This window comes from Nocardia sp. NPDC055165, from assembly GCF_053606985.1.
In genome coordinates, this window is record NZ_JBSGSS010000001.1 from 752,006 (window position 1) to 777,406 (window position 25,401).

Sequence of the window (25,401 nt, forward strand, 5' to 3'; positions counted from 1 at the left end):
CTCAGTGTCCCCGTGGCTCGCCCAAGGCGAGACCCTCCTGCGCCTTCACCCGTCGGTGCTCGGCGACCACGAGCCCGATCCCCACCACCAGACACACCGCGCACGCCACACCCGCCAGCACGGCCCAGCCGCCGAAGCCGTACCCGGCCGCGGTGAGCGTGAGACCGAGCAGCACCAGCCCGATAGCGGCAAGAATCAATCCGGGCCAATTCCTGGTGTCCCTGATCGACTCGCCCGCATGGGTTCGAGTGGTCCGAGCGTCATCGGGAAACTGTTTCTCTGACTGATTCATCGCGCAGCTCCTTTTCGAGGACGAGACCGCCCTGTCGTGGACATGCCCGCAATCCATCGAAGCAATCAGCCGCCCTCGCGCCGACGCGGTCGAAACACCGATCGACCAGGTGATTCAGTTCGTTTCGATGACCTCGGTCACCGGGCGGCGCGGGGTGGATTCCAAGGGTGCCGCGGCGTGCGGCATGACGCCGACTCGGATCATGACGTGCGGATAGGCGCATTCCTGCAGGACCGTGGTGCGGATCTGGTCGCGGAGATCCAGCATGCCGAGAGGTTCGGATTGCAGGCTCGTCGCCAGGCCGAGGTAGGTGGCCTGCAGCAGGATCGCGCTCGTTGCCTGACCCGCGCGCAGCTGGGAGAGGCGGTTGTCGTGCGGGGTGCACACGACCAGCCAGTGGGCGGAGTCGGGCTCGTCGGTGTACTCGGACAGTTCCGCTTCGGCGAAGACCCGCACCGGTAGTTCGTTCGATGAGCGTGCGACGGGTGCGTTGCGGGCAGGTACGCCGTTGGGCTCGCCGTGGCAGCCGCTCCACTGCTCCAGTTCCGCCAGGTAGTTCGTGTCGGTCGCGTGCCGGACGGCGGCTCGGCGCATGGGGGCGGCCAGCTGCGAGAGCATGCTGTCGGGGACGTGCCGGGCGGCGGCCCCGAACGGGGCCGCGCATCGCGACACCGCACGCAGGTCGCGCGCGGGCACCGGCGCGCCAGGATAGCGGCGCCGATCGGATTGGCGCAGGTGGATGGCGGCGGCCAGCCGGATATCGCGATCCGACGGCGGACGCGGGGTGAACCGCACCGTCGCGAGGTGATCGGGTCGATCCGGGTCGGGCAGCCGATCGATCTCGGCCTGCCAGCCCAGCATGGCGAACGCCACCTCGAGATGATGCAGCGCGGCGCCGCAGCTCACCACGAGAGCGCGTGCCAAGGGGTCTGTCGCGGTGACCTGACGCCCGAAGTCGGCGAACAGATCGACGCGGCCGCGCTGGATCCGCCAGCGCCACGGTTGGGTGTTGTGCACCGAGGGCGCACGCACCGCCAATTCGAGTGCGTCTCGGCACGTTGTGATGCTCGGCATGTCTCGCCAGTCTTCCTTCCTGTGCAGGTAGGCGTACTGCGGCTGGACTCGACCCTAGGTGGCGAATCTGAGAAATTACACAGCCGGAGAGACCTCGGTCGGGACGCTGGTGGCCGCTGCCCAGTGCAGCAGGCAGTCGCGGGTATCGAAGTGCCGCACGTCGCCCGCACCGAGGTCGACAGTGATCCATCGGTGGTTGACGTCGTGATCGATGCGCTGCCAGCTATCGCAACCATCGCGGTCGCAGTGTCGAGCCAAGGCCATCGGAACGCTCCTACTCGTGATGCGAAGAGACCAGGATATAGGGGCATTCGATGTGGTCAGGACCACTCCTACGACTTCGGGGTCATAGCGAGTTGATGAATCCGCCGCACGCGTCCGTCGCCGGCGACGCTGCCGATCATGATCCATACGATCCGCAGGTGTCCGAGCTTGCGATGTTCGGCGTCGAGGCAGCACCGCGCGGCGAATCGGTGGCCGTCGACGAGCAGATCGTCGATCGTGACATCGACGGCGGTGACGTTCTTGCGGGCGGGCGACGCGTGCGCGATCAACCGGTCGCGGTCGAGCTCGGTGCCGTCGGTCTGCCAGATCACGTCCTCGGTCAGGGTGCGATCCACGATCGCGGCGGGGTCCTCGCCGGACAGGGCCATGTCGCGGGTGTAGTCGAGCACGAGTCGACGGGCTGCACGTTCAGTTATCTCTGACATACCTGACAATTTTAAGTGGGCTGTTATCGTTGTCAATCGTGTCAGAGATAAGGCGGCGCCGTCAGCGCGTAGAGGTGGGGCGCAACCGGTCGGCGCTGGTCGCCGCCGCGATCCGGGTCCTGGGCGAGCATCCCGAGGCGAGCATGGCCGAGATCGCCGCCGCGGCGGGGGTCACCCGCCAGACCGCGTACGCGCACTTCGGTACCAGGGAGATGCTGCTCGCGTCGGTGCGCGACGAACAGAGCCGACGCGCGCTCGATGTGCTGGAAGCCGCCGACCTCGACACCGGCACCGCCACGGCGGCTCTCGACCGGCTCCTCGCCGCCGTCGCCACGATGCTGGCCGAACAGACGCGATTCGACTTCTCCGACAGCGACTCCGCGGCCGACGCCGCACGCCACGTACCGGTCGAGGAAAACCTCGACGCGCTGATCCGGCGCGGCCGCGAGACCGGAGAATTCACGACGGATCTGTCCACCGAATGGCTCGTCGCCGCGACGATCGCGCTCGGCCACGCGGCGGGACAGCAGCTCCGTGGCGGCCGGGTCGACGCGGCCACGGCGGCCACTCGGTTCCGATCGTCGGTTCTGCGCCTGTACGGCGCCGACTGACCGGGCTCGGTCGAATACCGAGCCCGGTCCGCCGAGTACTACGCGGGCAGTCGCGCCTCGATCGCGTCGATGATCCGCGGACGCAGATCCGCGACGCTGACGATGGCGTCCACCGAACCGACCTCGACCGCGCGCTGAATGTTGTGCACGCGGTCGAATTCCGCGGCCACATCGCCCAGCTTCTCCGCGCGCACCGAGGACCGTGTCTCGTCGAGTTCGGCACTCAATGTCGCGCGGTCGGTGCCGACGGCATTGGCCACCCGGCTTTCCAGCTCCCGTACGCGCAGATCGGCCGCGGTCCTGGCCTTCACCTCACCGGCGAACACCACCGCGGCGGCCGGCGCGCCGCCGAGCACCGAGGCGAACGATCCTTCGAGCGCGAGCACCGTCATGTTCGGGTTCAGCGCCTTCGAGAACACCACGAACGCACCGCCGTGGTAGCGCGAGATCACGCAGAACACGATGGGGCCGTCGAAATTCACGATGGCACGGCCGATTTCGGCGCCGTACTCGAGCTGCAGCTTACGCATCGATTCGGGCGAGCCGTCGAAGCCGGACAGGTTCGCCAGCACCACCAGCGGCCGGTTACCGCTGGCCGCGTTGATGGCCCGTGCTGCCTTCTTCGACGAACGCGGGAACAGGGTGCCCGCGGTGTAGGTGTCGGGTCCGTCGGTGGACGGGAAGCCGCGTCGCGCCACATTGCGTGACTCGATTCCCAACAGGCACACCGGGATTCCGCCGAGGTGCGCGTCGTGCACCACCGCGGTCTCGGCGTCTGCCATCCCGGCCCAGCGCTCCAGGACCGGGTGGTCCTGGTCGGCCAGTGCCCGCATCACCGTGCGAATGTCGAAGGGCTTCTTGCGATCCGGGTTGGCGTGAGCGGAGAAGATCTCGCCGACGGTGGCGAAGCTGCTGTCCGCCAGCACATGCGGGAAGCTCGAGATGTCGCGGTCGACGGGATCGCCGGTCGCGGCCCGACGCGGCGCCTGCTCCCCCGGGGCGACGTAGGTGTGGTCGTAATGGGCCATCAGCACATCGCGGGCGGCGGACAGGTTCGGCGCCCAGTACTGCGCCTGCCCGTTCGGGCCCATCACCCGGTCGTAGCCGCCGATGCCGAAGTTGTCCTCGGCCGAGACACCGCCGGAGAAGTCCAGCGACTGCTTTCCGGTGAGCACCATGGCCGAGTCGGGCGTCATGACCAGCACACCCTTGGTGTGCATGAGCATGGTGGCCTCGGCATTCCAGTACGGCTGCGCGCCGACGTTGATGCCGGCGACCACGATATTGATCTCGCGACCGTCCTGGGTGAACTCGACGATCCGCTTGAGCGCGGCCGCCACCCAGTCCATGTTCTCGGTACCCGAGGACATCGAGATCCGCGCGCCCGAGGACAGCGCGTACCACTCGAGCGGCACCTGCAGGCTCTCGGCCAGATCCAGCGCGGCGATCACCCGGCGGCATTCCGGCTCCGAGAGCGCGCCGAGGGACTTGGTGGGGTCACCGAGCAGCAGCACTCGGGTCACGCCCTGCGGATGCTGCGCGGTCGCTGTGGTCACCACACCGGCGACGATCGCCGCGGTGTTGTGGCCCTTGGGCCGATCGACCGGCACCAGCGCATGGTTCGCGTCGAGATCGTATTCGGCGAAATCGCCCAGCAGCGAAGTCAGTTCGTACGGGTACACGGTGTTGCGGGCCGCGGCGCGCAGCACCTTCTGCCGGTATTCGTCCAACGGCTCGACGGGTTCGTCGGTCCGTTCGCCGACCGTCACCTCGGATCCGCCGTCGGGACGGAACGAGATCCGCACGCCGACCTTGGTAAGCTCGCCGGTCTCGGGATCGCGCTGGCGGGCGATGAGCAGGATCTCCTCGAGCCCGGCGCCCGCGGCCGTCGGCAGCACGTGGCCGCCGATGGTCTCGAGCTCCGCGCGGGTGACATCCATGTGCGGCCAGATGTACATCACGATGCGGTTGGTGTTGAGTCGCTTGGCCGAGGGGAACCGCGACTGGGCCCGCCGGATCGAGTCGACGCAGGTGGCGATGGCGCTCTCGGCGGTGGGCAGGGCGACCAACCGGCCGTCGTGATCGCGCAATGCCGCGAGGTCACGGACCTGGGCGAAGGCGATCAGGCGCTCGTCGGAGGGGTTCTCCTTGGCCACGCCGCGGAACAGGTAGACCTCTTCGTCCGAGGACGGCAACCGGGTGAGGTCGAACTTGCGCAACCGCTCCAGCTGCATCCGCTGCGCGATGTAGGGGTGCAGTCCGCGGATCAGCCGTTCCTCGGCCATCCCCGTCACCGACGGACGGAAGGTGAAGTGGTGGTGCATGACCGAACCGCCGCTGCCCGCGACGGTGGCGGTGATCCGGTGCACCTGATTCGGTACCGGGTGCGCGCCCAGCACCTCCTGCAGGGCCGCGGCCATCGCGTCGAAGTCCTCGGGCTGCGATTCCCAGCTGAGGTAGATGTCGGCGTCGATGGAGACGGCGCCGCTCGCCAGTTCGGCGAGCCCGTCCAGTGCGGCGTCGAGCTTGTCGAAGCCGACGGCGGTCGAGACCAGCGTCGAACCGTAGCGTTCGGCCACGACGAACGTGGTGTCGCCGACCTGTTCGGTGCGGACGCCGGTGAGGCCCTTGTTGCCGTAGTAACGCCGGGTCAGCACCTCGAGCATCGAGGTGTGGTCGGGCTTGTCGCGCTCGAGCCGCTGGCCGAGCAACCGCACCAGGGGTTCGGTGCTGCGCACCATTTCGGCGATCCGGGCGCCGCGATCGTCGGCGGCCGGGTTCGCGTCCAGGTAGCTCAGGTGCTTGCGGACGTTGGTGTACACGCGAGCGCGGTTGCGGCGCAGCAGCGGCTGGCCGTACCAGGCGTAGACCAGACCGCGGGCGAGATCGGCGATCACCGGGAAACGCACCTGCGTCGCCGCGACGAGACGCTCGAGCGCCAGGCCGACGGGTTCGCGCAGCACCTGGTCGGGCATCGGCTCGGTCAGCCATTCGCGCAGCAGCGCGGTGACGACGGTGACGGTGTCGGTGGGACGCTGCTGAGCGAGGAAGATCCGGAAGACCGCCGCTTCGAGATCGGGTGTGCGGTCCAGCTCGGTGACGCCGTAGTGGCGCAGCGCCGTGCCGAGTTTGGCCTGGTACGACTCGGGGAGCCCGGCCCGCTCGACATCGAGACTCTGCAGGTAGGTGTGGAAGTACTCACGGGCGCTGTGGACGTGGCCCTGGACGTGATCGTCGTCGGCCGACCGATTGTGGCTCAGCTCGGCGAGATCGGCGAACATCTGCACCAGTTCGAGCTCTTCGGCGAGCGGGCGCAGGCTGTCGGCGACGGCTTCGCGTCGCGCCGTGAGGTAGTCGTCGAGGACGCGGCGGTCGTCGTGCGGGTCCACGTCGAAGCCGAGCAGCAGGCTGCTCAGGTCCTGCAGGCCGCGGGCCACGCGCTCGTGGGCGCGCAATGGTGTTGCCGCGCTGGGCAGATCGAGCTCGACGGTGCCGGTGGTCTCGGCTTCGGCGGCTTCGTCGTCGTCGGCGAGCGGCTCGAGCCGCAGCAGCGGGGCGCCCGCTTCGACCTGGGTGCCGACCGAGACCGCGCATTCCTTCAGCCGGGCCCGGAACGGTGCGCGCAGCACCGTTTCCATCTTCATGCTCTCCAGCACCAGCACCGGCGCTCCGGCCTCGACCTCGGCGCCGACCTCGAGCGGCGTGCCGACGACCAGCGCGGGGGCGGGCGAGCGGACGACACCGCCCTCGTCGCGGCTGATCCGGTGGGTCACGCCGTCGACGTCCACCACATGGGTGGGTCCGTGGGTGCCGGTGATCAGGCGGTAGCGGGTGCCGTTGACGACGATCTGGCCGGTGTGGTGATCGAAACGCTCCAGATCGACATCGGCGGTGCGCAATTCGCCACCGGCCTCGATGCCGACGCGGAAGCGGTGCGCGCCGATCCGGGCCACGCGCACGCGATATCCCGCGCCACGCAGCTTCAGATCCAGCGGCCGTCCGCTCTCGTGCTGCACCTGCGGACGTCCGCCGGACGCGGTCGAGAGCAGTCGATGCCGCTCGACCCGCTCGTCTTCCTCGTAGGCGTCGATCGCGGCCACCGCCAGCGCGACGGTGGAGTGCCGATGGGTCACCAGGCGGCCTTCGCCGCGTACCCGGTCGATCCAGCCGGTGTCGGCGCTGGCGTCGATGACCTCGGGCTGGTCGAGCAGGTCGAGGACGAAACTCTTGTTCGTCGCGCCGCCTTCGATGACGACGCGGGTCTGGGCCATGGCCCGGCGCAGCCGGCCGAGGGCCTCGGCGCGATCGCGGCCGTAGGCGATGATCTTGGCGATCATCGAGTCGAAGTCGGCGGGGATCGTGTCGCCTTGGCTGACGCCGGTGTCGACGCGAATACCGGGGCCCGCGGGCAGATCGAGGCGCACGATGCGGCCGGGCGCGGGCGCGAAGTCGCGGTCGGGGTCTTCGGCGTTGAGGCGGGCTTCGATGGCGTGGCCGCGCTCGACGGGTGGCACACCCTCGAGCTTGATGCCCGAGGCAACCCGCAGCTGCGCGTGCACCAGGTCGAAACCGGTGGTGAGCTCGGTGATCGGGTGCTCGACCTGCAGGCGGGTGTTGACCTCGAGGAAGGCGAACAGCTGGTCACCGGGGTGGTAGAGGAACTCGACGGTCGCCGCGCCGCAGTACCCGACCGCGATCGCCAGGCGCTCGGCGGAGCCCTTGAGTTCGGCGGTCTGCTCGGCGCTCAGCACGGGAGAGGAGGATTCCTCGATCACCTTCTGATTGCGTCGCTGCACCGAGCAATCGCGCACGCCCAGCGCCCACGCGGTGCCCTGACCGTCGGCGATCACCTGGACCTCGACGTGCCGGGCGCCCGTGACCAGGCGCTCCAGGAAGACGACGCCGCTGCCGAAGGCGCGGGCGGCCTCCTGCTTGGTGCGCTCGTAGGCGTCGACGAGTTCGGCCTCGTTGGTGATCACGCGGATGCCGCGCCCGCCACCGCCGGCGGTGGCCTTCAGCATCAGCGGGTAGCCGATCGCGGTGGCCGCTTCGATGGCGTCTTCGACGGTGTCGACCGCGCCCCGGCTCCACGGCGCGACCGGCACGCCGACTTCCTCGGCGATCAGCTTGGCGCCGATCTTGTCACCGAGCTTGCGCATCGCCTCGGCGCTCGGCCCGACGAAGGTGACGCCGATGTGGTCGCACAGTTCGGCGAACGCCGGATCCTCGGCGACGAAGCCCCAGCCGACCCAGGCCGCGTCGGCCTTGGTGGCCACGAGGGCATTCTCGAGGGCTTTGAGGTCGAGATACGGGCGTGCCGAGGCCGGACCGAGGTCGTAGGCGATATCGGCTTCCCGGACGAAGGTGGCGTTCCGGTCCACGTCGGTGTGCAGGGCTACGGTTTCGATCGGTAGCCCGGTTGCCGCCGCCAGATCACGGACGGCATGGATGAGGCGCATAGCGGCCTCGCCCCGATTCACGATGGCGATACGGCTGAACACTCGCCGACTCCTTCCATTTACCCAGGACATCGTCCTGCGGGTGAGATTTGCAACTCCCGGTCCGTGCGCAGTCTGCACCCCCGTGCCCCATATACAAGCACCGTGCGCGGGTTACCGGCACGTAGCCAAGGCACGAGCGGCCGCCGAGCACCATACAACCTGACGAACGCGAGCGGCCGGAGGCGCTGAGATGACCGCTGGCAGGCGTCGCGATGCCCGCTGGTTGAACAAGTATCTCCCCTGAGTGAGTGGACGGCCAAGGTCTGCGGTCCCGGACCATCCACTCACTGCGAAATCCTATCAATCATGTTGACCTACAACATATTCGAGGTGGCATCCCACCCGTCCCACCAGGTGCGGGACGTGGGCGGGCCTTCGGCTGTCATCCGTGCCATAACTACGCGCCCGAGATCGTGAGTTCTGCCAGTCGGCGCGCCGAATCAGTCGCGTCGGCACGCGGGCTTCTACCGTCGGGTCCGTGTCAGCAGACTCTTCCGGCAACGCCGCCGCCCCTTCCTACGACTACGACGTCTTGATCGTCGGATCCGGGTTCGGTGGCAGCGTCACTGCCCTGCGCCTGGTGGAAAAGGGATACACCGTGGGTGTCCTCGAAGCCGGTCGCCGGTTCGCGGACGCGGACTTCGCCGCGACCAACTGGGATCTGCGCCGGTATTTGTGGGCCCCACGGTTGGGTTGCTACGGCATCCAGCGCATTCACCGCCTGCGCGACTGCTTCATCCTGGCAGGCGCCGGGGTCGGCGGTGGTTCGCTCAACTACGCCAACACCCTGTACAAACCCGGATCGGCGTTCTTCGGCGACCGGCAGTGGGCCGATATCACCGACTGGGACGCCGAGCTCAGCCCCCATTACGACCAGGCCCGCCGCATGCTCGGCGTCGTGCGCAATCCGCACATGACTCCGGCCGACACGATCATCGAGTCGGTAGCCGACGAGATGGGAGTCGGCGACACCTTCGTCCCGACCCCGGTCGGGGTGTATTTCGGCGAACCCGGCCGGACCGCCGCCGACCCCTACTTCGGCGGCGTCGGTCCCGAGCGCACCGGCTGCATCGAGTGCGGGGAATGCATGACCGGCTGCCGTCACGGCGCCAAGAACACCCTCGTCAAGAACTACCTCGGGCTGGCGGAGCGGGCCGGCGCCGTGGTCTCGCCGATGACCACGGTGACCGCGATCCGGCCCCGACCCGACGGCAGCTGGCTGGTCGACACCGAACGCACCGGGAGCTGGATCCGCAAACACCGCGCCACCCGGTCGGCGCGACATGTCGTCCTGGCCGCGGGCACCTGGGGCACCCAGCACCTGCTGTTCCGCATGCGCGACACCGCGGTGCTTCCCGGGATCTCCCCCCGACTGGGTGTGCTCACGCGCACCAACTCCGAAGCCATCCTCGGTGCCGGACGCACCGAGGTCGACCCCGCCGTCGACATCACCAAGGGCGTGGCGATCACGTCCTCGTTCCACCCCACGCCGAACACCCACGTCGAACCCGTGCGCTACGGCAAGGGATCCAATGCCATGGGATTGCTCAACACCTATCTGGTCGACGGCGATCACCGCCTGCCGCGATGGTCGCGGGTGCTGCTCATCGCCGGGCGGCACCCGGTGCAGACCGTGCGACTGCTGCGCACCACCCGGTGGAGCGAGCGCACGCTGGTCCTGCTGGTGATGCAGAGCCTGGACAATTCGATCACCACCTACACCCGGCGCGGGGTGTTCGGTCGCCGGTTCACCAGCAAGCAGGGTTTCGGCGAACCCAACCCCTCGTGGATCCCGCCCGGGCACGAGGCGACCCGGCACGTCGCCGCGAAACTCGGTGCCACACCGGGCAGTACCTGGCCCGATGTGTTCAACGTCCCGATGACCGCGCACTTCATCGGCGGTTGCGTGATCGGTACCGATGCGAGCGACGGCGTCATCGACGCCTATCACCGGGTCCACGGCTACCCCGGTCTCAGCGTCGTCGACGGTTCGGCGATCTCGGCCAACCTCGGTGTCAATCCGTCACTGACGATCGCCGCCCAGGCCGAACGCGCGGCCGCGCTGTGGCCCAACAAGGGCGAACCGGATCCACGCCCCGCACCCGGCGATCCCTACCAGCGGATCGCCGCGGTGGCACCGAACGACCCTGTCGTGCCCGCCACCGCCACCGCCGCCCTTCGCCTGCCGATCTGGCCGGTCACCGCGTCCACCCACGAAGACCGCTGAGCTCGGTGTAGAGAATGCGATGAGATCGCCGGCCGAGACTTTGTGACCTCTCCCGCCTCCCCCGCTTATCGCGCTGCCACACCGTGATTCGACTACCGTCGCGCACAGCATTTGAGTTGGTTGGAAGGTGGCAGTAAGCGTGGTAAGTACCAAGGCGAAGCTCGACGGGCTGGCCGAGATTCTGGCGATCGCCGCGGAACCAGCAGGTGAGGCCGCCGTAGCGAAGCGAGCGAAGAAGGGCGTTCCGAGCGTTCGCGAGCGGATGAACATGCTGCTCGACCCTGGGACATTCATCGAAATCGGAGCGTTGGCACGTCAGCCCGGACAGCCCGATGCCCTCTACGGCGACGGACTGGTGACCGGTCGTGGGCTGATCCATGGCCGGACAGTGATCGTGATCGCTCATGATCCGACCGTGTACGGCGGGTCGGTCGGTATCACGGCGGCGCGCAAGTTCATGCAGGCGCTCAAACTCGCGTTCGACAACGGTTGCCCGGTGGTGACGATCAACGAATCCCCCGGCGCGCGGGTGCAGGACGCGGCCGGTTCGCTCGCCTCGTTCGGCGATATGACCCGGGTTCTGGAGAAGTTGTCGGGCTATGTGCCGCAGGTGTCGATCATGCTCGGCAAATGCGCGGCGGGCTCGGTCTACGGACCGATCAATACCGACGTGCTCGTCGGCACGAAGGACACCTACATGTTCGTCACCGGGCCTGACGTGATCAAGGCCGTCAACGGTGAGGACATCAGCGCCGAGGCGCTCGGCGGCGCGGAGGTGCAGGCCAAGCGTGGCACCCTGCATCACGTCGCGGACAACGAGCAGGAAGCCTTCGACTGGGCCCGCAACTACCTCAGCTATATGCCGTCGAGCTGCCTCGAACAGCCGCCGATCGTCAATCCCGGCCTCGAACCCGACATCACCGCCTACGACCTGGAACTCGAGACGATCATCCCGGATTCCGATCGTGCGGGTTACGACATGCACGACGTCCTGTTGCGTCTGTTCGACGATGGTGAATTCCATGAGATCCGAGCGTCTTTCGCCCCGAACCTGATCACCGGGTTCGCCAGGGTCGACGGCTATCCGGTCGGCGTGATCGCCAATCAGCCACTGGTCCTCGGCGGGTCCGTCGACGCCGCGTGCTCCGACAAGGGCACCTACTTCATCCGGCTGTGCAACGCCTTCAACATCCCGCTGATCTTCGTCACCGATACTCCCGGCGTGCTGCCGGGCCTCGATCAGGAAGACGCGGGCGTGATCATCCGGGGCGGCCGGATGCCGCGCGCGATCATCGAGGCGACAGTACCGATCATCAGCCTGGTGGTGCGCAAGTCCTATGGCGGCGCCTACGGAATGATGGGCTGCCGTCAGGTCGGTGCCGACGTCAGCTTCGCCTGGCCGACCGCCCGGATCGCCGTGATCGGCGCCGAAAGTGCGGTCGACCTCGCCGCCAAACGCCAATTGGCCGCTGTCCCCGAGGAACACCGCGCCGCGGCGCGCGATTTCATGATCAACCAGTACAACGAGACCATCGCCACCCCGTGGGTCGCCGCCGAGCGCGGCTACATCGACGCGGTGATCGAGCCCTCACGCACCCGCCTCGAGATCCGGCACGCACTGCGCCTGCTGCGCGACAAGCCGCCGGTCAAGCCGGAGTTCAACCCGCGTAAGCACCCGCTCTACCCGATGTGATCAGCCCGCGCGCGAACTGGTTTCGCTCGGGGGCCGATAGAGCTCTGTTGATCCGGACCCGCGGTGGGCCCGGATCAACAGAGCGGCGCGCAGATGACACAGACCGGACACGTCGTTGAGGTCGAACCCGGTCATCTGGCCGATCCTTTTCAATCGGTAGTCGACGGTGTTCGTGTGGATGAACATCATGCGCGCGGTCCGTGACCGCTGCATATTCGTGGACATGTACACCTCGAGCGTGCGTAGTAGTTCCGGATGCGCTTCGAGGGAATCGACGATGGAACTCAGATAATCGCGCGCGGGGCCCGGCCGGGTCAGCTGATATTCGAAGGCCAATTCGTGCGGGCGATATACCTTGCTCGGACCACCGAACCGATGCACGATTTCGACGAGTTCATGGACTTGCTCGGCGGCGTGCGGGATTTCGGACGGCGTCGCCGACGTCGCCACCGCACGCACCGGCACCTGCGCCGCGGCGGACAGGTGCACGATCAGCTCATCCAATTCCACCTGGGTGAATTCGTGCGCGGGCAACAGTAGCGTGCCGCCGTCCACGCTCAACAGCGACAGCACCTTCCCGTCACAGCGGTCCGCCAGTTCTGCCTGCACGCGGCGCAATTTCCGTCGCGCGACGACTTTCGCGTCCAGAGTGGGATCGAATTCCTCTGCGTGCGGCGGGAGTTCGAGCGCCATCACGTGATAGCGATCGGCGACCTCGATGCCACATTCGCGCGCCATCGTCGACGTGTTCTGGCCGCCGAGCAGCGCCGACGTGAGGGTGTGCACCGCGGTGTGGTGCTCACTGTCCACCGATCGCAATTCGCGGACGTAGGCCACCGAGACCGCCGAGGTGATCATCTTCTGGGCGTCCATCAGCCGCCGAGCCACCCCGACCACGGTGTCGTAGTCATGATTGGTGACGTTGGTGATGACGAGATCGAAGCCCAGTTTGAAGCCCTCGTGCACGGCGTCGTGAATGGTGTCGATCGGGATTCCCTCGCGCGCCCAATCGGCGGCGGCGGCCTGTACTCGCTCGACCCGTCCCGGGATATCGCGGCCGTCGAGCATGCTCCTGGTCAGCTCGAGACAGACGCGGGTCACCGTGGTGACGTCTCCGTCGAGTGCTTCGCCGGGCAGCGTGCCGCACGGCACGACATTCTCGATGAAATGCACCACCATCTGGCGGGATATCGTCCGTACATCCTTCAAGGGGTTCGACACCGGCCGCCCCGAAACGGTCAGGAACGGCTCGATGGACGTTGCGCCAGCCATGATGAATCCTTCCCACCCAGATCACTGGGCAAGCCCCCAAACTACCGTGAACGACAATCCCCCGTCCAACCTTCACTTGTGACAAAGAGTAAGAGAAGGCTGGATCAATGATGCTTTCCGACAAAGAAACCCGCGGGCCTGCGGGTCCACAACGGTGCGGCGGTGGCGGATCCGAACCGGAGCCGCGCACATCTTCACTCCGTGAACGGTGTCGCCACCGCCGCATTTAGCCGTGTCAGTCGGTTACAGGCAGAAGCTGACCTCGAGCACCGGGAGCGGAAGGGGGACACACACTTCCACCGAACCCGAGACGGGCGCAGGCGCCGCGGCCGTGGCGGTGCCTGCGCCGATCGCACCGGCGGACAGCGCGATCGCGGCGACGGCGAGCGGACGGGAAATTCTGGAGTTCATACGGTCATCCTTATTTGCACTCTGTGAAGCATCCCAGCTTCGGGACATCTCGATCAGATCACGGCCACCACGCAGACCGCTATCACCGTGCACAGGTTTTGACGTTCCAATTCCCTTTCCGCGGAATTGTCATGGATTTCCACAACAATTTCCATCGCGAACTTCTCGCGTTTCGTAGCGCCTTCAGGTATTGCGCGGTCGCCTGTCCCGAGCGGGATTCGGGATCGGTTGCGGCACTTGACGCATGAGCCATCTGCGCGGGCCGCCACCCGGAAGGTCGAGCACCCCGGTCGTCTCGAATCCGAGGCGTTCATAGAAGGACAGGTTGTGGGGATTCGTCGTTTCCAGGTGCACGGGGACGCCGTCCGCGGCAGCTCGGTACATTCCCGCCGCGATCAGATCCCGTCCGTGTCCGTGGCCACGCGCCGCCGCGGAGACGCCCACGGCCAGCAAGTGCCAATGCTGCTCCTGCACACCTGCCGCGTAGGTCGCGCGCGCACCGGCACTGGCACGTCCGGCATGCGAACCGTAGGTGTGGATCGATCTCAGCTGTCGGCCCAGCGTCGCTCGCGGCAGGATGTGAAAGGTGGCCAGCCATACCGCGACGCCGACGATCGCGCCGGTGCTGTCGAGCGCGAGGTCGACGCCGTCGCTGCAATCGCGGGCGTCATCGAGCGAGAATCGAAACGAGCGGACGAGCCGGGTTCTGCGGCTGGATTCCTTCGGGTGCAGCCACAGGGTCGCCGGATCATTCGCCAAGGAGGCCGCCAAGAGTTCGGCGGCGACACCGAAGTCCTTCCGGTTGCCGGGGCGAATCCGCCGAGCATCTTCCTGTACCGCATCTCCCACGGGCGGAATGATAATGGCGAGCCGTCCGTCCGGCTGCTCGAGCAGGGCGATCAGACCGGAACGGCTCGGCCGCGCAGGTAGGCGATGACGTCCTCGGCGCCCGACTCGTTCGGGTCGGCGACGGATAATCGGAACTGGGTCACCGCATCGTCGAGTCGCGATCCCGGCCCGTGTTCGGCGAGCAGAACGATGATCGCCTCCAGCACGGCAGGCCGTGGATTCGGGTCCGCCAGTAGTTCGTCCAGATAGGCGTCCGGTTCGAGTAATCGCAGTGCCCGGCGCGCGTAGGCATGGACGCGCACCGGCAAATCGGCGCGCACGGCGTCGACGTCGGCCTGGAGTGCGGGGCGCTCCCGGTGGGCCGGATCGACGCGCAGCCACCACAACTCGGTCAGCTCCGCGCTCAGGCCGTGGTTGTCGATCACGCCGGGACCGGTGGCTTGCTCGAGCGCCGCCGGCGGGAGGTCGCGCACAGCGTCACGCCACGCGCGGTATTCCCACCAGGCGGTCGGCGTCGCGCTGAGCTCGAGACCGAATCCGAGCGCCTGCTGACCGTCTGTCCAGGTCCGCTGGACGCGGGTGCGGCGGATCGAGGCGACCCCGCCCTCGGTGACCTGGGTCCAGGATGCTTCCGTTCCGTGAAAGCCGTATGGCCGCAACAGCTTTCCCGCCTCGCGGGTCAAGCGGCGTAGCGCAGAGTCCGGTCCGTCCATGAGAGCAGACTAACTTCGCGCACCGACAAGTTCGGTTCACCGAGCAACAGCGCCCGCTCCGCCGCATGTCGCGGCGGAGCGGGATTCACGCCCGGCGGTGGTTCGTTCGTACTAGGAATCGACGACGCGGGCGCCCGTCGTCGCGGTGCGCACCGCGGCGGTGACCTGATCGGGCGCCTCGACCATCACCAGGTGCCCCGCACCCTCCACGACGATCGCCCGCGACGGCGCCAACGTGCGGTTCAGCGTGGCGCCGGCGCGAGCGCACAGCACTCGATTGCGGCTGCCCCAGACCGTGGTGATGGACGGAAAGCCGGGGGGCGGCACGAACTCGTCCAGTTCGCCGAGCCGCGGGATCTCCCGGGAGATCGCGGCGGTGACCATCAGCCGGCGGGGTTCGGTCCAGCTCTCGCGTAGGTGCGCGACGATGTCCGCCGCGTGCGGCGCTCTCTCCGAGCCCAGCTGTTCTGCCACGATCAGTCCCGCCAGCGGGCCGGGAATGCGCACACGGGCAAGCAGTGCGTCGATGTGCACGCGCCGACCCAGTCGCGCCGCCCACGCGGTGCGGGTCGGCCGCAGAGTGGCCGGGGTCAGCGGGCTGCTCAGCACCAGTGACCGCACCCGGTCGGGATTGCGCTGTGTGTAGAGCAGCGACAGCGCACTGCCGAAACAGTGGCCGACCAGCGTCACATCGCGCAGATCCTGCTCCTCGAAGAACGCGGTGACCATGGCCAGATAGTTCTCGACGGTGTATCCGTTGTCGGGAGCGTCGGAATCGCCGTAGCCGATGAGGTCGATCGCGAAGACCCGATGCGTCTGCCGCAGGGCGTCGAATTGCGCACGCCAGATGTGACGATCGCCGCCGAGGTTGTGCAGGAAGACGATCGGGGGCCCCGCACCCGCCTCGTCATAGGCGATCGAAGTTCCGCGAAAGTCGAAATACCGCATCCCCGGGCTTCCTTCCGGTGGCAGCCACGTGACCACGCCGTCGTGGTCAACTCACGGTAGCCCCGACCCCCTCGTCCGCACGGCGAAACTCTCGCTTCTGCTCCTCGGCACGCCACACCACCAGGGTGATGATCAGCGCGAACGCGGCCAGCGCTGTCCCGGTCCGCAGGAAGTGGAACAGATCCCACCGCGCGAGGATGTCGGCGTAGTCGGCGGGCGCGCCGTCGACAGCCCAGGCGTTGATCTTGTGGTTGATCGGCACGTTGCCGAGCCGGGTGATGAGGAACGATCCGACAACGAGTAGCGCGGCCGCCGCGGCGAGCGCCCGGTCCCTGCCCGTCTGCACGATGGCCAGGACGAGGCAGCTCAGCGCGGCGGCGGCCATGGTGAGTTGCATGCTGATGCTGTTGTTCTGCATGAGCTCGGTGTGGAATTCCAGGCGCATCTGCAGCGGGACCCGATGAAAAGTCGGGACCAGATTCGCGGCACCGTAGCCGAACGCACCGGCGAGAAGACCGGTGGTGAGCAGGGCCAGTGCGCGTATCGGAGCGTGTTTCATGAGGTCGAAGTTAGCCGCCCGCCTCTAACTCTGACAAGATTGTCAAATTTAATCGAGGCAGAACTCGTTGCCTTCGGGGTCGGTCATCACGATCCACCCGGCACTCATCGGCGGCTCGGGCTCGAAGCGCTCGACCCGCTGCGCACCCAGCGCGACCAGTCGCGCGCACTCGGTCTCCAACGCCGCCATCCGCTCGTCCCCCTGCAACCCGGGCGCCGCCCGCACATCGAGGTGAACCCGGTTCTTCGCGACCTTGCCCTCGGGTACCCGCTGGAAGAACACCCGCGGACCGTGACCCTCTGGATCCTCGATCGCCGATTTCGAGTTCCGCTCCTGCGCCGGAACCCCGATCCGCGCGAGGAACTGATCCCAAACCACGAGCGGGTCCACCCCGGCGGGCACCTCGACGCCCGGCGGCCCCGGATGCACGTATCCCAGCGCATCCCGCCAGAAGGTCGACAGCGCGGCCGGATCGTGCGCGTCGAAGGTGATCTGAATATGGCGGCTCATCAGTACTCCGTTCATGGCAACCGAACACACGGCGTGACAGATCTTCGGTCACCGTATGTCAGAGGTCCGACAATCTGCCGCTGTCGTTGCCGAGGACGGTGATTCGCCCAGTCCGAATCTGGCGTGGACGGCCTTCATCCAGGTGGGAGCCCACCAGCAGTCGTCGCCGAGCAGTTTCATCGTCGCGGGGACCAGGAGCATGCGCAGCACGGTGGCGTCGATGATGAGCGCGGCGATCATGCCGTAAGCGACGTATTGCATGAGGACGAGGTCGGAGAAGGCGAAGGCGCCGGTGACGACGAGCAGGATCAGCGCGGCGGCGGTGATGATGCGGCCGGTGTGGGCGGTGCCGATGCGAACAGCCTCTGTCGTGGAGGCACCCGCGGCCCGCGCTTCGACCATCCGCGAGAGCAGGAAGACCTCGTAGTCGGTGGACAGGCCGTAGATGATGGCGATGATCATCACCAGCATGTTGGCCTGGATGGGTTGCGGGGTGAAGTTCAGCAGACTCGCGCCGTGACCGTCGATGAAGATCACGGTGAGGATGCCCAGCGTCGAGCCGAGGCCGAGCGCGCTCATGAGGGCGGCCTTGATCGGCAGGACCAGCGAACCGAAGGTCAGGAACATCAGCAAGGTGGTGACGAGCAGGACGAGGGCGATCATCCATGGGATGCGCTCGAGCAGCGCGTCGATGCTGTCCTTCTGGATGGTGGGGACACCGCCGACGAGCATCTGGACCCCGTCGGGAAGTTCGATGCCGCGCAGGTACTCGATGGTGTCACCGGCCGCATCGGAGTCTGTGAGCGTCGTTGTGGTGCGGTAGACATCGGACTGCACCGGCGAGCGCGACGGCAGTTCGAACTTCGCCGCCAGCCCGGGTGCCCGGTTGGCCAGTTTCAGGGCCGCGCCGATCGCGACGCTGTCGTCGGAGACGAAGACCAGGTCGATCGGATCCGATCGGCGGCCGGGGAAGGTCGCGTCGATCTGCTCCTGCGCGACGCGAGTGCTGTTGTCCGGCGGTAGATATCGTTCGCTGAAGCCACCGAAGGCGAGGTTGCGGGCGGGCAGAATCAGCAGCACCAACACCACGCACAGCACACCCGCGACCTTCACCGGATGCCGCATCACCCACTGGGTGCTCCGACCCCAGAAACCGTTCTCCACTTCGTGCGCGGACTTCGTTCGCCGCAGCCGTCTACTGCCCCACAGATCCACGCGCGCACCGAGGATCGCGAGCATCGCGGGCAACAGGGTGATCGCGGTGAGCGCCGCCAGCGACACGGTCGCGATGGCGCCGTAGGCGATGGATTTCAGGAACCCCTGCGGGAACAAGAGCATGCCGCCCGCGCTGGCGATGATCATCGTCGCGGAGTACACCACGGTGCGCCCCGCCGTCGTCATCGTGCGCCGCACCGCCGACGCGGTGTCGTAGCCTTCGGCGAGTTCCTCACGGAAGCGACTCACGATGAACAGCCCGTAGTCGATGGCCAATCCGGCGCCGATCATCGACACCACCGGCGCGACGAAAGAGTTCACCTCGGTGACGTAGGTGAAGGTGCGCACGATCCCGCTCGCACCCGCCATCGTCAACCCACCCACGATCAACGGCAGCGCGGCCGCGACCACACCGCCGAAGATGAAGAACAGCAGCAGGGCGACCACCGGGAAGGCGAGGACTTCCATCCGCCGAATGTCGTCGGACAGGGTGTCGTTGAGTGTTCCCGCCACCGGCTGCAGGCCGCCCACCTGCACATCGACACCGGGAATCGTGAAGGCGTCCTTCACCTTTCTGGTGTTGCGCAGCATCTCGGTGTCGTTGTCGCCGACGATGGCCACGGCGGCGACCGCACGGGTGCGGTCAGGGGTCGCGAACAGCGAACCACTCGCCCGGCCCGTTTCCGTCGGCCAGTAGGCCCCGTTGACGCCGGAGATCGCGCCGGGATACGCACGAGGCAGGCTGTTGAGGTTGTCGACGATCTTGCGGCTGAACTCGGGATCGTCGACGGTCCGGCCGGGCGGCGCGGTGTAGAGCACCACCACATCGAGGTCGTGGTTGCGACCGAAGGCACTGTCCGCCAAACGCCCTGCCAGCGCGGATTCCGAGCCGGGATCATCCATGCCGCCCGAGCTCAGCTCATCGTGCAATCCCAGGCCGTACCCGCCGAGCGCCAGCAATGCGGCCACGACGACGCCGAGTACCGCGAACCGGAATCGATGGACCAGATCGCCCCAGCGCGCGAACACTAGCTCGCCGTCCGTTCATCGGCTCCGAGCGCAATCTCCAAGAGGCCGCGTCCTTTCCCGTGGTTCGCCTGATCTGCCTCCCATCAAAAGTACCGCCACTTCGCGGTTTTCCACCGAACGACTACGCGAGCAGGCTCACCGCGAGATTTCCTGACCTACGACCGCGCGCGCTGATCGACGCCGACCTCCCGTAGCGCGGCGATCAGGAAGTCGTTGACCGCGTCGGTTCGCTCGAGGTGGACGAGGTGGCCCGCGCCCGGAAGTTCCACGACTGTGCGAAGGTCGGTGACATTGGCACGGAGCGTGGCGAGGGGGTCACGACCGCTGAAGCCCTCCATGTCGGGATCGTTCTCGCCGTAGAGGAAGTACGTCGGGACCTCGATCCGGGCGTCGGCGAAAGGCTCGGAGAGCTCCCAGTTGCGATCCAGGTTGCGGTACCAGTTCAAGCCTCCGGTGAAACCGGTCCGTTCGAATTCGGTGGCGAGGGTGTCGAATTCGTCCTCGGTGAGCCAGGCCCACGGCAGCGCGGGCGCCTGGGGCAGCACATCCAGGTAACCCAGACCCGGCGGGTTCTTCCAGGTGTCGAGATAGTGGTAGTCGCCGGAGAGGGAGAAGTAGACGCGGGACAGGAATTCCCGCGGCCGTGCGGCGAGTTCGACATCGGCGACGCCGGGTTGCTGGAAATAGGACAGGTGCAGGAAGTGACGCTGGGCGGCCTTGGTCCAGAACGCGGACGGCGGGCGCGGCGGGCGTGGCGAGTACGGATTGTTCAGCACCACAACGGCTTCGACCCGCTCGGGAGCGCGGAGCGACAGTTCCCACACTAGTTGCGCACCGAAATCGAGGCCGACGAACACGGCCTTCTCGGCGCCGATGTCGTCGAGGAGCGCCAGGAGGTCGCCGATCACGGCCGCATTGGTATAGGCGGCGACATCAGCGGGCGCCTCGGTTCGGCCGTACCCGCGCAGGTCGGGCGCGATGGCCCGGTATCCCGCCTCGGCCACGGCTTCGATCTGCCGGTGCCAGATGAACCCGGTGTGCGGAAAGCCGTGACAGAACACGACCGGGTAGCCCTGCCCCTGCTCGGTGACATGCATCCGGATTCCGCCCGTGTCGAGGAATCTCTGTTCCACTACCGCCTCCAATTTCTAGAACGTGTTCTGATTTGACGGTAGTGTCCGGAGGTCATGAGCGGAACACCCAAGATTCTGGCCGGGCGCGTCGCGGTCGTCACCGGGGCAAGTCGTGGCATCGGCAAAGGCATCGCCCTCGAACTGGGCGCGGCCGGCGCGACCGTGTACGTCACCGGGCGCACCACCGAGCCGGGCAGACTGCCCGGCACCGTGCAGGAGACCGCCGCGATGGTCACCGAGTTCGGCGGGCACGGTGTCGCGGCGGTCTGCGATCACCGCGACGACGATGCGGTCGAAAAGCTCTTCGCCCGGGTCCGCGAGGAACAGGGCCGTCTCGACGTGCTGGTCAACAACGTCTACAACTCCCCCGCCGCCGCCCGCTGGCTGGGCCGCAAGTTCTGGGACGTGCCGCCCAAGGCTTGGGACGAGACCTTCGAAATCGGCGTGCGATCGCACTACGTGGCCAGCGTTTTCGCCGCGCCACTGCTGATCGAGTCGGCCGGGCTCATCGTCAATGTCTCCTCCCCCGGCGCGCGGCGGTACATGCACAATGCCGTCTACGGCGTCGGCAAGACCGCACTGGATCGCCTCACCGCCGACCTCGCCCACGACCTGAACGGCACCGGTGCGACCGCCGTCTCGATCTGGCCGGGAATCGTGGATACCGAACTGCTGCAACTGGTCCCGGCCGACGAGCACGGTCACCGCCGGGTGACCCTGCCCGGCGAGGGCTCCTTCGATCTCGACGCCGCCGAGACCCCGCGGTTCCCCGGGCGCGCCGTGGTGGCACTGGCCGCCGACCCGGGCCGGTCGACTCGCTCCGGGAAGTCATGGAAAGTCGCCGACCTCGCCGAGGACTACGGATTCACCGACGTCGACGGACGCATCCCGCGCGCCGACTGACTCCCCCTAGAATTACCTGCGACAGTGCGTTACATTTACATTGAGGATCAGCCGCTCGATGGCTGTCCAGGTGACAACGGAGAGAAACAATGACGTTCTCGAAAACCGCGGCTGCCGAGTACGCCGAAACCCTGCACACACTGTCGGAAGGGTCGGTCCATCGCCGGTTCGACCCCTACCTCGACATCGACTGGGACGCACCGGAACTCGCGATCGATCGCGACGATCCTCGCTGGGAGCTCTCCGGCGAGCTCGACCCGCTCGGCGCCACGAGCTGGTATCAGAACCTGCCGCTGGAGCGCCGGATCGAGATAGGGCGGTGGCGACAAGCCAACGCGGCCAAGGTCGGGCTGGCATTCGAATCCATCCTGATCCGCGGGATGATGCAGTACGCCATGACCTTGCCCAACGGCTCTCCCGAATTCCGGTACTGCCTCCACGAGATGACCGAGGAGTGCAACCACATCCAGATGTTCCAGGAGCTGGTCAATCGCATCGGCGACGATGTGCCGGGCATGCGGCCGATGTTCCGGGTGATGTCACCGTTCATCGGTGTCGCGGGCGGCTACTTCTGGGCCATTCTGTTCATCGGCATCCTCGGCGGTGAGGAGCCGATCGATCACTATCAGAAGGCGCTGATCCGCTCCGGCAAAGAGACCCAGCCCGCCCTCCTGCGGATCATGCAGATCCATATCGCCGAGGAGGCGCGCCACATCTCGTTCGCCAACGAGTTCCTGCGCACCCACATCGCCCGCATGGGCCCGGTGCGCACCGCGGTCTGCGCGGTGGCGTTCCCGATCGCGATGCGCTGGCTGGCCGACGAACTGGTCAAGCCGTCGAAATCCTTCGCCACCAAGTTCGACATCCCGGACGAGGTATTCGACGACGCGTTCTGGCGCAGCCCCACCTCCCGTCAGATCCTCAGCGGATTCTTCGGCGACATCCGAACGCTGGTCGACGAACTCGGCATGATGAACCCGGTGACCCGACAGCTGTGGAAGCTACTGAAAGTCGACGGCGGCTACACCCGCTACCGCGGTGAGCCGCAACGCCGGGCGAGCTGATCGCCACTGATGCCGAGCGAATAACCCGTGTCGTCGTCAACTAAGATCAACGACGGTAATTCTCGGCACCCGAACGAACAGGACTCCCATGGCGCGCAAAGTCGTTGTCACACTTGTCGATGATTTCGATGGCACGTCCGCTGCCGATGCGACTGTCACATTCGGAATCGATGGGGCGGCCTACGAAATCGACCTGTCGGATGCCAACGCGGCACAGTTGCGTGAGGTGTTCGAACAGTGGGTTCCGTACGCGCGTCGCACCGGCCGCGCAAAGGCAGGCGCCGCACGTCGTCTCGGCGCGGCACCGGCGGCAGAATCCACCCGTCGCAACGATCTCACCGAGATCCGGGCGTGGGCATCGCAGAACGGACACACGGTGTCCAGCCGCGGCAGGATCTCGGCGGACGTCATCTCGGCCTATGAGCAGGCCTCGGCGTAAAGTTTCGGATCGTCGACAGCACGGCGCGCATTCCCTCCGCGCGCCGTGCTGTTTTCGTTTCAGTTGGGCAGCGGGATATCGGCTTTGAATCGCTCGCCCGGCGGGAGACCGCGCAGCACCGCACTGGTCCAGGCGACCGCGGGCGGCCAGCCCGCGACGGCATTGACGATGTGTTCCGGCAGCGGCATCGTGTAGAACCGCAGATCCGCGCCCCGGTTCCAGTAGTCGTGCACTGTCGGTAGTACCGCCGACGTCGGGATCAGTTCGTCCCAGATTCCGTGCCACCAGAAGATCGGGCTGTCCGGAATATGGTGTCCCAGACTCTGGTCCGCGAGAACCTCCATCACCCCCGGTGCCGTTTCGAGTGACTTCCCCGGCTGGAAATAGGCACTGATCGGCCGGTACGCGCCGGCGGCGGCGATCGTGTAAACGCAACGACTGCGCATATCCGCCACGATCGCCTGCCCTTCCGGGGTCAGCAATTCCTTCGCGTCGAACTGATCGGGAAATTCCCGCGACAACGCGGCGAACCCGAGCCACATCGTGAAATTACCGGCGCCGGTAAGGCCCGGCCGCTGGGCGATCGCGTACTGGGCCTGGGCTCGCAGATCGGCGGGGAATCCACCCACCGCGGTGCCGAGCAACCGCACATCGGGGGCGTAGCTCTCGCGGAGTTCAGCCGCCCGGATCGAACCGGAGCCGCCGCCGGAGTACCCGTAGAGCGCGATCCCGGAGTCCGTCAGGCCCAATGCCGAGTTCTTCATGGCGCGCAGGCTGTCGAGCACCATTTTGCCTTCGTCGTAGGTGTTGAAGGTGTTGAACTTGCCGTCGAAGTCGGCGACATTGATCGCGAACCCCTGCGCGAGCCAATACACCGCCAGCGCAGCCTCTTTCATCGTGCCTGTCTGCAATGTGTAGGACGGGTTGCACGACGAATCGGTCGCGTCGATGGCTTCCTGGAAGGACACCACCGGCCGCGGACTGCCCGACCACGGGATACCGGGAACGATCACCGAGGTCGCGGTCGCGATCGGGTTGTCGTGCACGTCGTTGCTCCGGAACAGCAGCTGTTCGGTATGCACCGGGAAGGGTAGGCCGAGCAGGCGTGTCTGCACCGTTCGGGAACGGATGATCTGTCCGGGCGCATAGGAATCGAGGCCCGCCGGGTCGTCGTACCAGGGATCCTCGGCGGGCACCGGGATCGGCAGCATGTCGTAGAGCTGGGGTTCGGCGGGCAGCTGTGGGAGCTGGTTCTGATCCGGCGGGAAACTCGGATACGGGTCACCGGCGGCGGTGCCGACGCTCGATATCGCCAGGCACACCGCCGCCAAAGGCACCGCCGCCCACCTCGTTCCCAGCCTGCGTCCCCACCCCGGGCGGACGGTGGCTGCCGTGCTGCGCTGCATGGCGTCTCCTCTGTCTAGGTGACGCTGATTACAGCACGGTGGCTTGTTTCTAACAAGACCTCTTGTTCACATGTCCGCCACTCGCCGTTGACAAGCGATCAATCGTGCCAATATTCTCTTCCTATACGCAGATACTTCTTTCATGCAGAGTTAGTCGAGAGGCGCCCCCATGACCACCATCGCCACCACCCGCCCCACCAAATCCCGACGGCGCACCATCGGGCGAGCGCTCGGTGCCACCACCCTCGTGCTCGGCCTTGCCGGCGCCGCCGGCTACCTGTGGCTGGGCTACACCTCCGAGGTGCGCAACATCGGCGTCACCGAGTGCGCGAGCCTCGTCCCCGACGGCGGCACCGAATCCGATCTGCGTGCGGTGTGCGCCACGCTCAGCGCGATGACCGCCGCCTGGGACCGCAACGACGCCGATGCCTTCGGCGCCACGTTCACCGAAAATGCCACCTACACAACGTTTATCGGCACCCACTACCAGGGCCGCGCGGATCTGACCGAGGCGCATCGCGCACTGTTCAACGGCTTCCTGAAAGGCTCCAAGCTCGCGGACTCCTTCCTCGATGCCCGCTTCTACGGCGCCGACGTCGCCATCGTCACCAGCCGCGGCGACCGCTACGACGACGACAAGCCCGCCGAACTGTCCAAGACCCAGACCTACACCCTGGTGCGCGAACCCGACGACCAGTGGCGCATCGCGGCCTTCCACAACACCCAGCGTCAGCCCAGGATGGAGCGGATCTCGTTCCTCTTCGACCCGGCAACCAAACCGACAGCCGAACGATGAACACCGATCACCTTGTGCGAGTGGACAACCGGCGCGGGGTAGAGTG

Annotated in this window: 22 protein-coding genes; 7 read left to right on the forward strand and 15 right to left on the reverse strand. The window is 66.9% G+C overall.

Annotation, left to right across the window (positions count from 1 at the left end):
* Position 1 precedes the first annotated feature (1 nt).
* From ACWFRF_RS03650 to ACWFRF_RS03665, 4 genes are all read right to left on the reverse strand, one after another.
* On the reverse strand, positions 2–292 hold the full coding sequence (locus tag ACWFRF_RS03650; protein ID WP_379313986.1) for a hypothetical protein: 291 nt from the start codon (positions 290–292) through the stop codon (positions 2–4).
* Between the two features lie 114 nt (positions 293–406).
* Positions 407–1,366 (reverse strand): Acg family FMN-binding oxidoreductase, encoded by a 960-nt coding sequence (locus tag ACWFRF_RS03655; protein ID WP_452448785.1) that lies wholly within the window; start codon positions 1,364–1,366, stop codon positions 407–409.
* Between the two features lie 75 nt (positions 1,367–1,441).
* Entirely contained in the window at positions 1,442–1,630 is a 189-nt protein-coding gene (locus ACWFRF_RS03660) for a hypothetical protein (RefSeq protein ID WP_378995072.1), read from the reverse strand.
* A 68-nt stretch (positions 1,631–1,698) separates the two neighbouring features.
* Entirely contained in the window at positions 1,699–2,076 is a 378-nt protein-coding gene (locus ACWFRF_RS03665) for a hypothetical protein (protein ID WP_452448786.1), read from the reverse strand.
* A 38-nt stretch (positions 2,077–2,114) separates the two neighbouring features.
* On the opposite strand from ACWFRF_RS03665, the gene ACWFRF_RS03670 reads away from it, so the two are divergent.
* Entirely contained in the window at positions 2,115–2,687 is a 573-nt protein-coding gene (locus tag ACWFRF_RS03670) for a TetR family transcriptional regulator (protein ID WP_452448787.1), read from the forward strand.
* Between the two features lie 38 nt (positions 2,688–2,725).
* Here ACWFRF_RS03670 and ACWFRF_RS03675 read toward each other — a convergent pair whose 3' ends face one another.
* The gene (locus tag ACWFRF_RS03675) at positions 2,726–8,188 is read right to left on the reverse strand and encodes an ATP-binding protein (protein ID WP_452448788.1); all 5,463 of its coding nucleotides are present in this window, start codon (positions 8,186–8,188) and stop codon (positions 2,726–2,728) included.
* 478 nt (positions 8,189–8,666) lie between these two features.
* Between ACWFRF_RS03675 and ACWFRF_RS03680 the strand changes: the two genes are divergently transcribed.
* Positions 8,667–10,415, forward strand: coding sequence for an FAD-dependent oxidoreductase (locus tag ACWFRF_RS03680; protein ID WP_452448789.1), 1,749 nt, complete (start codon positions 8,667–8,669; stop codon positions 10,413–10,415).
* Positions 10,416–10,554: 139 nt separating this feature from the next.
* Positions 10,555–12,108, forward strand: coding sequence for an acyl-CoA carboxylase subunit beta (locus tag ACWFRF_RS03685; RefSeq protein WP_452448790.1), 1,554 nt, complete (start codon positions 10,555–10,557; stop codon positions 12,106–12,108).
* Here ACWFRF_RS03685 and ACWFRF_RS03690 read toward each other — a convergent pair whose 3' ends face one another.
* The 9 genes from ACWFRF_RS03690 to ACWFRF_RS03730 all read right to left on the reverse strand — a co-directional run bounded on the left by ACWFRF_RS03690 (position 12,109) and on the right by ACWFRF_RS03730 (position 20,711).
* Positions 12,109–13,380 (reverse strand): PucR family transcriptional regulator, encoded by a 1,272-nt coding sequence (locus tag ACWFRF_RS03690; RefSeq protein ID WP_378995082.1) that lies wholly within the window; start codon positions 13,378–13,380, stop codon positions 12,109–12,111.
* A 243-nt stretch (positions 13,381–13,623) separates the two neighbouring features.
* Positions 13,624–13,791, reverse strand: a complete 168-nt coding sequence (locus tag ACWFRF_RS03695; RefSeq protein WP_378995084.1) for a hypothetical protein — start codon at positions 13,789–13,791, stop codon at positions 13,624–13,626.
* Between the two features lie 183 nt (positions 13,792–13,974).
* Complete coding sequence (locus ACWFRF_RS03700; RefSeq protein ID WP_452448791.1) at positions 13,975–14,640, reverse strand: GNAT family N-acetyltransferase; 666 nt, start codon at positions 14,638–14,640, stop codon at positions 13,975–13,977.
* 50 nt (positions 14,641–14,690) lie between these two features.
* Positions 14,691–15,353, reverse strand: coding sequence for a hypothetical protein (locus tag ACWFRF_RS03705; RefSeq protein WP_452448792.1), 663 nt, complete (start codon positions 15,351–15,353; stop codon positions 14,691–14,693).
* Positions 15,354–15,464: 111 nt separating this feature from the next.
* Complete coding sequence (locus ACWFRF_RS03710; RefSeq protein WP_452448793.1) at positions 15,465–16,301, reverse strand: alpha/beta fold hydrolase; 837 nt, start codon at positions 16,299–16,301, stop codon at positions 15,465–15,467.
* Positions 16,302–16,347: 46 nt separating this feature from the next.
* Positions 16,348–16,860 (reverse strand): anthrone oxygenase family protein, encoded by a 513-nt coding sequence (locus ACWFRF_RS03715; RefSeq protein ID WP_452448795.1) that lies wholly within the window; start codon positions 16,858–16,860, stop codon positions 16,348–16,350.
* 48 nt (positions 16,861–16,908) lie between these two features.
* Complete coding sequence (locus ACWFRF_RS03720; protein WP_378995096.1) at positions 16,909–17,370, reverse strand: VOC family protein; 462 nt, start codon at positions 17,368–17,370, stop codon at positions 16,909–16,911.
* 48 nt (positions 17,371–17,418) lie between these two features.
* Positions 17,419–19,614, reverse strand: coding sequence for an MMPL family transporter (locus tag ACWFRF_RS03725; RefSeq protein WP_452448796.1), 2,196 nt, complete (start codon positions 19,612–19,614; stop codon positions 17,419–17,421).
* A 155-nt stretch (positions 19,615–19,769) separates the two neighbouring features.
* Positions 19,770–20,711, reverse strand: a complete 942-nt coding sequence (locus ACWFRF_RS03730; protein WP_452448838.1) for an alpha/beta fold hydrolase — start codon at positions 20,709–20,711, stop codon at positions 19,770–19,772.
* Positions 20,712–20,801: 90 nt separating this feature from the next.
* On the opposite strand from ACWFRF_RS03730, the gene ACWFRF_RS03735 reads away from it, so the two are divergent.
* The 3 genes from ACWFRF_RS03735 (at position 20,802) to ACWFRF_RS03745 (ending at position 23,153) form a co-directional block, all read left to right on the forward strand.
* Positions 20,802–21,650, forward strand: a complete 849-nt coding sequence (locus tag ACWFRF_RS03735) for an SDR family NAD(P)-dependent oxidoreductase (protein ID WP_378995100.1) — start codon at positions 20,802–20,804, stop codon at positions 21,648–21,650.
* Between the two features lie 89 nt (positions 21,651–21,739).
* The gene (locus ACWFRF_RS03740) at positions 21,740–22,714 is read left to right on the forward strand and encodes an AurF N-oxygenase family protein (protein WP_452448797.1); all 975 of its coding nucleotides are present in this window, start codon (positions 21,740–21,742) and stop codon (positions 22,712–22,714) included.
* An 88-nt stretch (positions 22,715–22,802) separates the two neighbouring features.
* Complete coding sequence (locus tag ACWFRF_RS03745) at positions 22,803–23,153, forward strand: histone-like nucleoid-structuring protein Lsr2 (protein WP_378630144.1); 351 nt, start codon at positions 22,803–22,805, stop codon at positions 23,151–23,153.
* A 59-nt stretch (positions 23,154–23,212) separates the two neighbouring features.
* Here ACWFRF_RS03745 and ACWFRF_RS03750 read toward each other — a convergent pair whose 3' ends face one another.
* Complete coding sequence (locus ACWFRF_RS03750; protein WP_452448798.1) at positions 23,213–24,559, reverse strand: lipase family protein; 1,347 nt, start codon at positions 24,557–24,559, stop codon at positions 23,213–23,215.
* A 169-nt stretch (positions 24,560–24,728) separates the two neighbouring features.
* Here ACWFRF_RS03750 and ACWFRF_RS03755 point away from each other — a divergent pair, with 169 nt between their 5' ends.
* Positions 24,729–25,355, forward strand: a complete 627-nt coding sequence (locus tag ACWFRF_RS03755; protein ID WP_379313712.1) for an SgcJ/EcaC family oxidoreductase — start codon at positions 24,729–24,731, stop codon at positions 25,353–25,355.
* Positions 25,356–25,401 lie beyond the last annotated feature (46 nt).